This window comes from Centipeda sp. (in: firmicutes), from assembly GCF_057271695.1.
This window is the reverse complement of sequence record NZ_DBHIVL010000063.1, coordinates 1-13,697: the sequence shown is the minus strand read 5'-3', so window position 1 is coordinate 13,697 and position 13,697 is coordinate 1. Positions and strand designations below refer to the sequence as shown.

Sequence of the window (13,697 nt, the reverse complement as noted above, 5' to 3'; positions counted from 1 at the left end):
TTTTCGTCCGAACAAGGAGGCAAACCGGACGCATAGCAAAAGCTATGTGGAGGATTTGCCGACACTGTGCGGGCAAAAAAGATGCGTCAAGATGGCGCGGCTGAATTTATCAGTGCTTCCTTAAATGCTGCTGCCGATCCAAAAACCCTTGCAATATGTAGACCGCCGCCATCTTATCAATGACCTTGCGGCGTTTTTTGCGTGAGACATCCGCCGCAATGAGCGAACGCGCGGCAGCAACCGTCGAGAGCCGCTCATCCCAGTAGTGGATCTCAATCGTTGGAAATCGCTCCGCCACTTCCGCCATAAAGGCGCGGACAATGTCGCAGCGCGCCCCCTCGTCGCCGTTCATATGTTTCGGCAGCCCCGCCACGAATCCTGCCGGCTCATACTCCTGCACAAGCTGTGCAAGCCGGTCGAGATCGGCAGAGAGCTCCGTGCGACGGATTGTCTCAACACCCTGCGCCGTGAGCCCGAGCAGGTCGCTGACGGCAATGCCGATCGTCGCGTCGCCGATGTCCAGTGAGAGATAGCGTTTCACTTCTCATGCTCCAGATAGAACCGCACGAGCTCATCGAGCAGTTCGTCGCGTTCCAGGCTGCGAATCTTGCTCCGCGCGTCATGATGGCTCGTGACATAGGCAGGGTCACCTGAGAGCAGATAGCCGACCAGCTGATTGATGGGGTTGTATCCCTTTTCCCGCATCGCTGCGGCGGCCTCGCGTATGACAGCGTCCGCCTTCGGCTTGTCCTCGCCGAAGGAGAACATCATTGTTTTCTGATCTTCCATTGATTTCACCTCACTGAGGAAATATAGGAAATCGCTGAATTTATCAGTGCTTCCATTATAAATCGCCGCGCTGAATAGCGTTCATTGCATCCGACAAAGATGGATAAATCCCTTTGCAAAGCGTACGCATCTCATCGGTTAGCGGCATGGTGTCCGGAATCATCACGGGCGCACAGCCCGCCGCCGCAGCACCGCGCAGTCCGTTATAGCCGTCCTCGAACACATAGCAGTCCGCAGGAAGAATGCCGATGCGCTCTGCCGCCAGCAGGAAGATGTCAGGCGCAGGTTTCCCATGCGTCACGAGGTCGCCGCCGACCACGACATCGAAATAATCACGTAATCCACTCTTCCTGAGATTTTGTTCAATCTGTGCCACCGTCGAACTGCTTGCCGTCGCCATCCGAACTCCCTGCTCACGAAAGTACGCGAGAATCTCATGCACCCCTGCCATCACGGTCAGGTTTTTTTCCATCTCATCGTGAACACATGCAACAACGCGACGGATATAGGCTTTGGCATCCACCGTCGGATGGTACTCATGCACAATACGTTCCGTCAAATCGCCGGTTGTCCCACTGCACGCCTTGCCCAGGTCCGGCTTGCGTTCGACACCAAAGTCATCCGCAACCATTGTCCACGCACGCTGATATAGTGACTCCGTATCGAAGAGCAGCCCATCCATATCAAAGATCGCACCTTTTTTCATGAATACCCCCACGGATCATGCACAAATTCCATGCCTGATATTACCACAAAATATATGAAAAAACAATGTGACAAAGAGCATTCAATCTCCGCCGGGGAGTGCCGAACTGCCGAGCGTGCGCGTGACACGATAGACATCCTTGAGCAGGCGCATCTTCGTCATGACCTGCGTGATCTGGTCAATGTTGCTGACGTTCAGCCCGAGGAGGACGGTCGAAGTCTTGTTGCGGCGGTTTGGCGTTGCATTGACCGTGTGAATGTTCACCTTCATCTCTGCCGGCACGGCGAGGAGTTCCGCGAGCATACCGTTGCGGTCGTTGCATATAATCTCAATGCCGACGATATAGTCCTTGTCAAGCCCGATGTCCCAGCTCACCTCGATCACACGTGTGAACTCCGTATCGTTGAGCACGTTCGGACAGTCGGAGCGGTGCACGGAGACGCCGCGTCCACGCGTGATGTAGCCTGTGATGGGATCGCCCGGAATCGGGTTGCAGCAGCGTGCGAGACGCACGAGGTAGCCTCCCTCGCCCTCGACAAGGACGCCGTGACTCGCCTTCTTGCGCTTGCCGCGACGCGGGGTCTTGAGCTCGGAAAGCATCTGCGAGACCTCGGGGGGGGTGCTGTCCTTAATCGCCTGCTGGTGCAGTTCGATGAGCTTCGTCATGACACCGCGCAGACTCACGCCACCATAGCCAAGTGCGGCAAGCAGGTCTCCCTCACTCTGTACGTTGAGCTTTTCCGCGACCTTTGCAAGACGCCCTCCTGCCATCAGCTCTTTCGGCGCATAGCCGAGCCGCTTCGCCTCATCGCGGATGAGGTTCATGCCGCGCTCGACATTCTCCTCACGATTCTCCTTCTTGAACCACGCGCGAATCTTGCTGCGCGTCGCAGAGGAGGCGACTGTGTTCAGCCAGTCGGGGCTGGGACCGTTCCCCCCCTTGTTCGTGACGATGGACACGATATCGCCGTTCTTGAGCTTGTATTCGAGCGGCACAATCTTTCCGTTGACCTTTGCGCCGACACAGTGATGCCCGACCTCTGTGTGAATATGATAGGCAAAGTCGATCGGATTCGAGCCCTTCGGCAGGTCGATGACATCGCCGCGCGGCGTAAAGACAAAGACCTCGTCGGAGAACACGTCCAGCTTCAGCGCCTCGAAGAACTCCTTCGGATCGTCGTATTCCTTTTGCAGGCTGACCATCTGCCGCAACCACGACATCTTCTGGTCATTCTCATCGGTCGCACCGATGCTCCGCCCCGCCTCCTTGTATTTCCAATGCGCGGCAACACCGAACTCGGAGACCTGATGCATCGTCTTCGTGCGGATCTGGATTTCGAGCGGATAGCCATGCGCCATGACAGTTGTATGGAGGGACTGATAGCCGTTGGACTTCGGCATGGCGATGTAGTCCTTGAACCTGCCGGGAATCGGCTTCCACATCGCGTGAATGACACCGAGCACGCCGTAGCAGTGCTTGACGGAGGAGACGAGCACGCGCACGGCAGAGAGGTCATAGATCTCGTTGACGCTCTTGTTGTCACGCTTCATCTTGCGGTAGATGCTGTAAAAATGCTTCGCGCGCCCCTTGATCTCCGCCTCAATACCGGCGGCCTCGAGCTTCTCGCGAATCTGCTGTATCGACTCGCGTATGAACTCCTGCCGCTCCTGCCGCTTGTGCTTGACCTCCTCGACAAGCGCATAGTACGCCTCCGGCTCGAGGTAGCGCAGACAGAGATCCTCGAGCTCCACCTTGATGTTGGAAATGCCGAGGCGATTGGCAAGCGGTGCGTAGACCTCGATGGTCTCCTTGGCGATGCGCTGACGCTTGTCCTCGCGCATATACTTGAGCGTCCGCATATTGTGCAGGCGATCCGCGAGTTTTATCATGATGACGCGGATATCCTTCGCCATCGCGAGGAACATCTTGCGGTAGTTCTCGAGTTTGACATCCTCCTTGGACATATACTCGATGCGGCCGAGCTTCGTCACACCGTCGATGAGCTCCATGATGTTCCTGCCGAACTCCGCATCCATCTCCTCCAGCGTCGCGCAGGTATCCTCCACGACATCGTGCAGGAGTGCGGCGCAGATCGTCTCGTCATCGAGGTGAAGTCCCGTGAGAATGTAGGCGACATTGAGCGGATGGATGATGTAGGCATCGCCCGAGATGCGCACCTGTCCGCGATGTGCTTTCTCCGCACAGTCATATGCCTTCTTGATCTTTGCGAGATCGGCGTCCGTCTGATAGGAGCGCACCTTTTCCAGTATCATATCGAGAGTGACATCCCTCTGTGTATCGTCCGACATCTACACGTCACCCTTTCGTTCCATATACCGACGATATGTCGGCGCATCCATGAGTTCCAGCTTTCCTGCGGGCGGGACGAGCCGCCACATCCCTTCCGGCGTCTGTGTGAGTAGTCCGAGTTCCTGAAAAATACACAGGGCAGTCTCCATTGTGTAGCAGGAAATATGTCCCTTCTCGCGTGAGAACCGCCGTGTGAGCGCAATCTTATGATATGAAATCTGCCCATCTGCCCCGCAAAGCTCCTTGAGAAAGGCATATACGGCTTTGAGCAGGTCGCGCTCCGGAAAAATGCGCTCGTGCGCGGCGGGCATGACGGAGTCCACCATACACTGCACGGAGCGCGCCCCCTGCCACTCGTTGATGCTCGGCGTATAGGCGAGATCCCCCGCCTCCTCCGTCACAATCTCCGCAAGCTCGCCCGCGTTCCAGTAGAGTGCCGCGACGTGCTTCTGACGTGTACCGACCTCCATGCGCAGATGTTTCCCGTCCGCGCCAATGGCAGATGCCGTGCGCGGGCGCAGATCGCGCACGCCGAAGACGGGGCGCGGATTCCCCATGCCGTACGGCTCAAGCAGGGCAAGCTGCTCGACCGCTGAGAGCGTCCAGTCCGCAGGTGCGACGAGCCCCTCAATGGAGATTTTCGGTGTGAAATCATCTGTTGTCAAATGCGTATTTACATAGTTCGCGAACGCCGTGCGAAAATCCTCCACACAATCACAGGCAAGTGTCAAACCCGCCGCCATCTCATGCCCGCCGAACTGAATGAGCGTCCCCCTGCACGCAGCCAGAGCCTCGTACATATGCAGCCCCGCAATGCTGCGGCAGGAGCCCTTGTAGACATCGCCCTGCCGTGTGAGCACGATACTCGGGCGATAGTATTTATCGACGAGACGGGAAGCGACAATGCCGATCACGCCGGAATTCCATTTCTCCCCTGCGACGACAATCGCAGGTACATCGGGCGTAAAATCCGCGAGCATTTCCTCGGCCTCCGCGAGAATCCCCTGCTCCAAATCACGCCGCTCCGTGTTGAGCTCATTCAATTCGCCCGCAATGCGATCCGCCTCCCGCACTTCCTCGGCGGTCAGCAGCTCCACACCGCTGCGCGCCGTTTCAATGCGTCCCGCCGCATTCAGGCGCGGTGCGAGCTGGAAGCCGACCATCCCCGTATTGATCGCCTTGCCCTCAATGCCAGCAACGCGAATCAAGGCAGCGATTCCCTCACAGGGATGCGTGGACATAGCCGCAAGCCCCATCTGGACGATCTTGCGGTTCTCACCGATGAGCGGCACGAGATCGGCGACCGTACCGAGCGCGACGATGTCCATATCCTCCGCATAGCTCCGCTCCTCCTCCGCCTGCCAAAGAGCCTGCACGAGCTTGAACGCGACGCCGACACCCGCGAGTTCTTTGAACGGGTAGGAGCAATCGGCTCGATGGGGATTGAGGACAGCATAGGCAGAAGGAAGTTCCGCCCCCGGCAGATGATGATCGGTGATGATGATATCCATCGCCCCGTCCATCTCCGCTACTACGTCCACGGATGAGATGCCGCAGTCGACGGTGACAAGCAAATCACAGCCCTCCGCTGCAAGCTGTGCGAGTGCTGCGCCGTTGATCCCATAGCCCTCGGTAAAGCGGTTCGGAATATAGTAGGAGACCGTACCGCCGAGTGCGCGGATATTCTTCATGAGGAGTGTAGTCGAGGTCATGCCGTCCACATCGTAGTCGCCGTAGACAACGATCCGCTCGCCCTCATGAATCGCCTTCCGTATACGCAGGACGGCTTTTTCCATATCCCTCATGAGAAAGGGATCGTGGAACGGCTCGTCCTCCGGATGAAGGAAGGCCTGCGCATCTTCTGCAGAGCGTATCCCCCTATGCCAGAGAATCTGACCGATGATTGGTGGAGCTCCGATGTCGCGTGCAAGCGCAGCCCCTTCGTCGGTTTGTGCGCGTATGACCCATTCTTTCAGCATCGTCTCCCCCCCTTCCTTTCAATAGCAAAAGAGCCTGTCCCGTGACAGGCTCTTTTCGTTATCCCTCCACGGCCGCAGGTTTCGCGGCAGGACGCCGCTCCGTGCGATTCCGCAGCTCGATCCAGAGCTGACTTGCAATGAAGATGGAGGAGTAGCAGCCGCTGGCAAAGCCGACAAGAAGCGCAAACGCGAAGTCCTTCGTTGTCTCTCCGCCGAACCAGTACAGCGCGAAGGTCGTGAACAGAACCGTGAACACCGTATAGAGCGAGCGCGTCAGCGTCTGATAGATGGATGTGTTGACAAGCTCGTTCACATCGCCGCCGCGACGGAAATGCAGTTTCAGATTCTCGCGGATGCGGTCAAAGATAACGATCGTATCATTGATCGAGTAACCGACGATGGTAAGCAGTGCCGCGATAAACGACGAATCAATCTGCCGCTGCGTAAGCGAAAATACCGCGAGCACGATGATAATATCGTGGATGAGCGCGAGCACCGCCGACACGCCAAATCGCCACTCAAAGCGATAGGCAACGTAGAGAATGATGAGTGCCCACGAGATGACAAGCGCGAGTACCGCATTCGTAATCAGCTCGCCGCCAATCGTCGCGCCGACCTTCTCCTCGCGCAGCACGGTGTAGGGCCCGACATCCTGCGTGAGCGAAGCCATAACTTCCTTGCGCTGGCTCTCCTCAAGATCAATCGTGCGGATCATGACGTTCTCGGAGGACTCGATGCCCGACTCCGCGCCCGCAAGCTGAATTGTACTGCCATCGAGATTGTATTTCGCAAGACTCGAACGCACATCGGAGAGCGTCACAGGCTGCTCAAAGCGCAGGTCGATGATCGTCCCGCCCGTGAAGTCGATGCCGAAGTTGAAGCCGCGTACCCCCATGCAGATCAACCCGGGGATGATGAGCACGAGGGAGATGAGAAACCAGATTTTCCGATGTCCTGCAATATCGAACTTAGGCACTCTTCTCATCTCCCTTCTTCTTCACACCGAGCATAAAGCCGTTCGCACCATAGAGTGCGGAGCTCTCGGACAGCTTCGAGTTAATCATGAGCTTCAGCAGGTACTGCGTCAGTGTAATCGCCGTAAACATCGAGAGCATCGTTCCAACCCCGAGCGTGATCGCAAAGCCGCGAATTGTCCCCGTCCCGAGGAAGAAGAGCACGCCTGCAGCAATCAGCGTCGTGACGTTCGAGTCAAAGATCGTCGTAAACGCACGCTTGAAGCCCGCATCCATCGCATGCCGCAGGGTCTTTTGGTTGACCTGGTACTCCTCCTTGAAATGCTCAAAGATGAGGACGTTCGCATCGACCGCCATGCCGATCGAGAGAATAATACCCGCCACGCCCGGCAGCGTCAGCGTCGCATCCATCAGATAGAGGATGCCGAGCAGCATGACCGTATATGCCATGAGTGCCACGTCCGCGATAAAGCCCGAGAGATGGTAGAAGAAAATCATGAAGAGCACGACCGCACCGAGCCCGACCACAAACGCGAACTGGGACTTATCCTTCGAGTCCTGTCCGAGCGTCGGGCCGACCGTACGCGTCTCGATGATCTCAACCTTCACGGGAAGTGCACCGCTGCGCAGGACGACCGCGAGGTTCTGCGCCTCCTCAAGCGTCTTCTGCCCCGTGATCTCCGCACGCCCGCCGAGAATCGGCTCACGCACGTTCGGCGCAGTCAGCACCTCGCCGTCGAGCAGGATCGCAATCGTACGCCCGACGTTCTTCATCGTGAGATCGGCAAATTTCTGTGCGCCCTCATCCGAGAACTCTAGGTTGACGACGTTCTGTCCCGACTGCGGATTCGTCGATGCCTGTGCATCCTTCAGATCCGTCCCCGTGAGCACCGTATGCCCCTCTTCGTCGCGGAACTCGAGCATCGCCGTCTTGCCGATCGTTCGGATCGCAGCATCGGGATCCTTGATGCCCGGCAGTTCGATGATGACACGACGCTCCCCCTCACGCTGGATGATTGGCTCGGTCAGTCCAAGCGAGTTGACGCGCTTCTCCATGATCGCAATGACGCGGTTCATCGCATCGTCGTTGACCTGCGCCTGCTCCGTATCGACCGCCTCCAAAACAACGTGCGTTCCGCCCTGCAGGTCAAGGCCCTGCCGAATCGAGCTCGCGAGTGGCTGAACTAGGAAAAAAAACGCGCCGATGATGACCACAATCGAAATCACCAGCTTTAACAGACTATGTTGTCTCAACAGTCCTCACACCTCTTCCTCAAGGTAGTATCCATTGCAGGAAATCATGCGCCGCTCGGTCAAAATGACATCGACGCGGGCGTCCTGCACACCCATCGGTACAGCAGGAACAATCTGAAAATCAAAGGCGAGCACAACCCGCACTGCATTTCCCGCACGCGGCAGGAAACGGTCATAGTAACCACCGCCTAGCCCCAAACGTCCGCCATCCGAAGAAAATGCCGCTCCCGGGACAATGATAACATCAATCTCCTCGGGGGGGACAATGCTGCCGCGCGTGGGATCCGGTGTTGCTATACCGAAAACACCGTCCGTCAGCGCATCCATCGAGGGCAGCTCCCGCGCCTCCATCGTCCCCCTGCCCGTGATCTCAGGCAGGACGATACGCCGCCCGTCCGCGAGCAGGATCTCCATAAACGGAACTAGGTCAATCTCCTCTTCCATGGAGGCATAGAGCATAATGGTTTGCGCTGCCTTCAACACGGACAGCTGTGCCACGCGCGCACATATGCTGCGGCTCGCCTCTTTGCGCTCCTCAGCCGAAAATACACGGCGACGGGCAAGCATTTCCCGCCGCAGTATGCTCTTTTGTTCCGCTAAAATCTCATCTGCCACGCACCGCATCACTCGGGCGTATTCACAGCACTGATTGCCGAGCGTTCAAAGACGATGTTCACGCCGTCTGCCACACGCAGCGTCACGCTTTTATCATCAAGTGCCGTGATCTTGCCATGCATCCCGCCGAGCGTGATAATCTCATCGCCAACTTTCAGCGCGGCAAGCATCGCATCACGTTTCTTCTGCGCCTGCTTTTGCGGACGATAGAGAAGAAAATAAAAGAAGAGCACCAATATGATAATGGGTCCCCACGAGCTCAGCTGTGCCATCATTTCTGCATCCATAAATACAACTCCTTCAAATATTATCTTTTATGATAGTGATTCATAAAATCCTGATAAAATGCGGGGAACGTCCCCGCGATAATCGCCGCACGCATACGCCGCATGAACTCCTGCAAGAAGTAAAGATTGTGCAGCGTCAGGAGGCGCAGACCAAAGATCTCCTCGGCACGCACAAGATGACGGATGTATGCCCGTGTATAGCCGTTGCGGCAGGTGTAGCAGCCACAGCCCTCCTCGAGCACCGTATGGTCGTGCGTATGCACTGCGTTCTTCATCACGAGCCGCCCCGTCCACGTCATCGCCATACCGTTGCGCGCCACACGCGTCGGGAAAACGCAATCGAACATATCGATTCCATGCCGTACACCCGTGAGAAGGTAGTCCGGCGTGCCGACCCCCATGAGATAGCGTGGCTTGCTTGCGGGAAGCAAGTCCACCGTGTAGGAGAGGATCTCCTCCATCAGCTCGTGCGGCTCGCCGACACTCAGGCCTCCGATGGCATAACCGGGCAGATCAAGTGCCGTTACCTCGGCGGCGTGCCACGCACGCAGATCGCGGTACATACCGCCCTGCACAATGCCGAAAAGTCCCTGCCCCTCTGCATCCGCCATTGCGTCACGGCAGCGCACGAGCCACCGCTGCGTGCGCTCCGTCGATGCCTTGGCATAGGTGTGGTCGGCAGGATACGGGATACACTCGTCGAACGCCATGACAATATCCGAGCCGAGTGCTTTCTGCACCGCCATCGATACCTCGGGCGAGAGAAACTGCTTCGAACCGTCGATGTGCGAGCGGAATGTCGCGCCCTCCTCCGTGATCTTGCGGAGATCGCCAAGGCTGAACACCTGAAAGCCGCCGCTGTCCGTGAGGATTGCACCGTCCCAGTGCATGAACCGATGCAGACCCCCCGCCTCGCGCACGAGATCCATGCCAGGGCGGAGAAAGAGATGATAGGTATTGCTGAGGATAATGCCCGCGCCAAGTTCACGCAATTCGTCAGGCGATACGCCCTTGACCGTCGCCTGCGTGCCCACGGGCATGAAGATGGGCGTCGGAAAGCTGCCGTGCGGCGTGTGGATCACGCCCGCACGGGCGCCCGTCGTCTCGTCTTTGCGAATCAGCTCATATGTTATCGCTGCCACTCATGCCCTCCCATCTCAAAACACCCTGTATCATAACACAAAAGCGAGAGATTTTCAAAACACAAATCCATGGGAATCGTTGATAAAATGAAGTTCGTCAGATTGGCGTAGATTTTTTCGTCCGAACAAGGAGGCAAACCGGACGCATAGCCAAAGCTATGTGGAGGATCGAGGGCACAGTGCGGGCAAAAAAGATGCGTCAAGATGGCGCGGCTGAATTTATCAGTGCTTCCCTAAGGGCAGTGTGCCTATGATATTTCGCCTGAGCGTGCGTTCTTTTGAACACTTCTGCTCACAGGGCTCTCGCAGAAATGCGACAGCCTTCCCGTATTGAAAAGGAAAACGACAGGAACGGACTGCTTCTTTGTCATGCAGGGACTGTTTGTCGTGCGCTTCGTACGGGAAACAGTCTATTTTTGTGTGATGAAGAAAAGGAGAGGTATTCATGAAGCGAACACGGAAGTACCAAACCGCCCTCGTGGCAGCCGTCATGACAGGATTTGTATTCCTGCCGCAGGCATATGCCGCCGACACGGCATATGAGACCGATACGGTCAAAGTCGAGGCAGAGGGCGTTGACAAGTACCTTGTGACGACGAACACGATCACGGCAGAGGAGATTGCGGAGCGTGGTTATCATGACCTCGCCGACATCCTCTCACAGGTGCCAGGGCTTTATATGGCACCGGCGGATAAGAACAGCAAGATGGTGCGCATCCGTGGCGCGGAGGTCGGGCAGACGAAAGTCTATATTGACGGCATCCCTGCGTTTCCTCTCAACGGTATTGCTACGAATGCAGCGGCTGATCTTTCGACGATTCCGGCAGACAGCATTGCAAAGGTCGAGATCATCAAGGGACCGGGACCCGTACAGTATGGCACAGACTATAAGGGCGGCGTCATTCTCGTGACAACGAAGGACGGTGACGGTGCAGGGAAATTCCATCTGAGTATCGCCGGTGGCTCCCATCATACCTATGATACACGCATCGGATATAGTGGCAGCGATAAGAATATCAGCTATGCACTGAATGCATCAAAGCGTCATACGGGCGGCTATCTGCCGAATGCGGAAAACGACAAGCTATACTTTGACGGTAAGATCAAGTTCAAAACGAGTGACAAGTCCTCTCTCATATTGAGCGGATATTACTCCGATATGGACAGCGAGATCTCCAACAGTATCGATCCACAAACGGGAAAAACCCTGACTGCAGATATCAACTGGTCAATCAATGTCGATGATCTTTCAGATGCTATGCAGAAGTCATATAGAAAGAAGAACAAAACGAACAACTGGCATTACAAGGGGTTCGAACAGAGCAACATTGCACTCCAGTACGAAAGCGTCCAAATGATCGGTGGCAGTATGATGTGAAATACTATCATCTGATTGATGAGAATAATCTGTGGGTGCACAATCTATTGAGAAGCGACGGCGGAACTCTTCTAAACTATAACAATCCTCGCAGACCGGAATGGTACCGCAGTGGCTGGTTCTCCACAGGAAACGGCATTGAGGCGAACGCTTCCACCGCACTTGGCGACAAGCACCAACTGAGTTTTGGGGCAAAGTACGTCAAGATTGACTGGCATACGGATTCCAACAACCTCTCCAAAGGTGATGAGGGAACGGATAATCGTACAAGTTTCTACATTGAGGACGCATGGAGCTTTGACACAAAGACGCGCATGACACTCGGCGTGCGCCATGAGTCCCTGTCACAGGATGCAAATAATGTAAAGAGTTCGGATCGTGCAACGGATCCCGTCCTCAATATCACACATGATCTGACGAAAGCGGATACCCTGCGATTCTCGGCAGGACGCACGCATTTCTTTGTGCAAGCAAAGTCGGCAGCTACCAATATTCGTGCCAATGTGGCTGTACCGAAGCCGGAACGCGACCGCAATTTTGAGCTGGGCTGGAAGCATCGTTTCAGTCCCAAGGCAGAACTCGATCTTGCCGTATTCTATACGGATGTAACGGATCGCATTGTTCGCCTTGTCAAAGGAGGTCCGTTTTATAATATCGACCAGACCAAGATTCGCGGAGCAGAACTTGGCTATCAGCACAAATTCACACAGAAATTGTCCGCCTTTGCCAACTATACATGGATGAGCACGGAGGACAAGTCAAATGGGAAGACGACGAATGCTGCCGGTATCCCCCATCAGATGATGAATCTCGGGCTGACCTATCGCGAGGGCAAATGGCGCTCCACCCTGCTCGGACGTGCTGTGAGCGGATGGACGAATGGTGAAAAGAATCCGAACAGCTCCGGCTACTTTACGGCAGATCTCGATCTGTGCTATGAGCCGCAGACGGATCTCGGTGTCTTCCTGCGCATTAATAACATCTTCAACAAAGACTATCAGGACAAGCTCTATCATCCGGCAGAGGGGACAAATTTCCTCCTCGGCATGGATATGACGTTCTAATCGCTCAACATAAAACAGAGTTGCTGTACGCTTTGAAAACGTACGGCAACTCTGTTATGTTGTATTCAGACAAAATGTGGAAGAACGTCTGCCATCTTTCCACAGCTTGCAATATCGGTTTCATAGCCGAAATGAACGAGATCGGCAGCGAGTGCAGCATCAGTTGCTGTAAATCCCGAAAGACCGTTTGCACCGTAGTCAAAAAGACATGGATGCATGGGCACGGAGGGGCCAACGAGGACAGTCACGGCATTCTTTGAGAGTTCCAAGAGGCGCGGCATGGTCTTGTTGGCAAAGGTCGCCCCTGTCATAAAGACAAAGTCCTGCTGCGGCAGGAGGAACTCTGCCGCCTCCGCCGGGTAGTCCCCCCACTCCGGCTGCATTTCTAGGATGGAGAGGTCGCATATCGGTTCCCATTTCTTTTGGAAGTTCGGAAAGTGACCGATGACAGCGACTTTCTTGCCGCGAATTTGCTCCGTATACATGGCGAATGCTTCCAGCTTCTTGCGCTCATCCAGTGTGTCGGCGGATGCATCCTCGCCGTGGAATCCCTGCATCGCCTCCACCTTGGACGGCTGATTGTAAAATGCGTTGATGGCGGCAGCGGCGATGGATGCCTCCTGCCCTTGCCACGAGCGCACGTATTCTCCCGCCTCGCGCAGCGAACAGCCGAGAAAGCTCTCCTTTCGTAGACGCGGGCGGCTGTACGCAGGGATCGTCATGCAGATGCCGACCAAATCCCCTGCACGCACATACGTCCACGGGCGTCCGACGGCATAGTCGTCGATATAGATGTCCTGCGGCAATCCGTCGATGATCTCATCGTAAAGATTCCAGTAGTTCACGAAAATACCTCCTCACAGATCTGTTGCCCCTAGGATAACACAGCGATTCAGCAGATTCAATCGTGAACAGAGAACGAAAGGATGATGATTGTGAAAAAAAGAAATGCACTGCTCACCGTATTATTCCTCCTCCTTAGGAAGCACTGATAAATTCAGCACCGCCATCTTGACGCATCTTTTTTGCCCGCACTGTGCCCTAGAATCCTCCACATAGCCCTCGCTATGCGTCCGGTTTGCCTCCTTGTTCGGACGAAAAATCTACGCCAATCTGACGGACTTCATTTTATCAGCGATTCCTTAAGGAATCACTGATAAATAGTGGATAATCACAGCCAGCTGATCCGCAGACACAA

At 55.6% G+C, this 13,697-nt stretch carries 14 protein-coding genes and 1 riboswitch; of the genes, 3 read left to right on the top strand and 11 right to left on the bottom strand.

From position 1 onward, the window contains the following. Nucleotides 1-124, top strand: a 124-nt coding sequence (locus tag ACO6BQ_RS09650; protein ID WP_489120660.1) for a secretion protein HlyD, incomplete at its 5' end; no start/stop codon positions are given. Here ACO6BQ_RS09650 and ruvX read toward each other — a convergent pair. From ruvX to tgt, 10 genes are all read right to left on the bottom strand, one after another. Further along, complete coding sequence (gene ruvX, locus ACO6BQ_RS09645; protein ID WP_489120656.1) at nt 110-541, bottom strand: Holliday junction resolvase RuvX; 432 nt, start codon at nt 539-541, stop codon at nt 110-112. The genes ACO6BQ_RS09650 and ruvX overlap by 15 nt on opposite strands. After that, nucleotides 538-789 (bottom strand): IreB family regulatory phosphoprotein, encoded by a 252-nt coding sequence (locus ACO6BQ_RS09640; RefSeq protein ID WP_489120655.1) that lies wholly within the window; start codon nt 787-789, stop codon nt 538-540. The genes ruvX and ACO6BQ_RS09640 overlap by 4 nt, the downstream gene beginning before the upstream one ends. A gap of 55 nt (nt 790-844) precedes the next feature. Beyond that, entirely contained in the window at nt 845-1,495 is a 651-nt protein-coding gene (locus ACO6BQ_RS09635; protein ID WP_489120654.1) for an HAD family hydrolase, read from the bottom strand. Nucleotides 1,496-1,576: 81 nt separating this feature from the next. Then, nucleotides 1,577-3,805, bottom strand: coding sequence for a RelA/SpoT family protein (locus tag ACO6BQ_RS09630; protein ID WP_489120653.1), 2,229 nt, complete (start codon nt 3,803-3,805; stop codon nt 1,577-1,579). Further along, entirely contained in the window at nt 3,806-5,785 is a 1,980-nt protein-coding gene (gene recJ, locus ACO6BQ_RS09625) for a single-stranded-DNA-specific exonuclease RecJ (RefSeq protein ID WP_489120652.1), read from the bottom strand. 58 nt (nt 5,786-5,843) lie between these two features. After that, nucleotides 5,844-6,761 (bottom strand): protein translocase subunit SecF, encoded by a 918-nt coding sequence (secF, locus tag ACO6BQ_RS09620; protein ID WP_489120651.1) that lies wholly within the window; start codon nt 6,759-6,761, stop codon nt 5,844-5,846. Continuing rightward, nucleotides 6,754-7,986, bottom strand: a complete 1,233-nt coding sequence (gene secD, locus ACO6BQ_RS09615; protein ID WP_489120658.1) for a protein translocase subunit SecD — start codon at nt 7,984-7,986, stop codon at nt 6,754-6,756. Before secD ends, secF begins: the two co-directional genes overlap by 8 nt. A 33-nt stretch (nt 7,987-8,019) precedes the next feature. After that, nucleotides 8,020-8,637: a 5-formyltetrahydrofolate cyclo-ligase gene (locus ACO6BQ_RS09610; RefSeq protein WP_489120657.1), complete on the bottom strand. Its 618-nt coding sequence runs from the start codon at nt 8,635-8,637 to the stop codon at nt 8,020-8,022. Then, entirely contained in the window at nt 8,637-8,915 is a 279-nt protein-coding gene (gene yajC / locus ACO6BQ_RS09605) for a preprotein translocase subunit YajC (RefSeq protein ID WP_009439709.1), read from the bottom strand. The genes ACO6BQ_RS09610 and yajC overlap by 1 nt, the downstream gene beginning before the upstream one ends. A 20-nt stretch (nt 8,916-8,935) precedes the next feature. Then, nucleotides 8,936-10,057 carry a tRNA guanosine(34) transglycosylase Tgt gene (gene tgt / locus ACO6BQ_RS09600; RefSeq protein ID WP_489120650.1) on the bottom strand — a complete coding sequence of 374 codons (1,122 nt, stop codon included), beginning with the start codon at nt 10,055-10,057 and terminating at the stop codon, nt 8,936-8,938. A gap of 217 nt (nt 10,058-10,274) precedes the next feature. Beyond that, nucleotides 10,275-10,414: riboswitch (molybdenum cofactor riboswitch) on the top strand. Between the two features lie 88 nt (nt 10,415-10,502). Here tgt and ACO6BQ_RS09595 point away from each other — a divergent pair. Both ACO6BQ_RS09595 and ACO6BQ_RS09590 read left to right on the top strand, forming a co-directional pair. Then, nucleotides 10,503-11,435: a TonB-dependent receptor gene (locus ACO6BQ_RS09595; RefSeq protein ID WP_489120649.1), complete on the top strand. Its 933-nt coding sequence runs from the start codon at nt 10,503-10,505 to the stop codon at nt 11,433-11,435. Further along, entirely contained in the window at nt 11,432-12,499 is a 1,068-nt protein-coding gene (locus ACO6BQ_RS09590) for a TonB-dependent receptor domain-containing protein (protein WP_489120648.1), read from the top strand. The genes ACO6BQ_RS09595 and ACO6BQ_RS09590 overlap by 4 nt, the downstream gene beginning before the upstream one ends. 65 nt (nt 12,500-12,564) lie before the next feature. On the opposite strand, the gene ACO6BQ_RS09585 is transcribed toward ACO6BQ_RS09590, so the two are convergent. Further along, nucleotides 12,565-13,344: a Rossmann-like domain-containing protein gene (locus ACO6BQ_RS09585; RefSeq protein WP_489120647.1), complete on the bottom strand. Its 780-nt coding sequence runs from the start codon at nt 13,342-13,344 to the stop codon at nt 12,565-12,567. Nucleotides 13,345-13,697 lie beyond the last annotated feature (353 nt).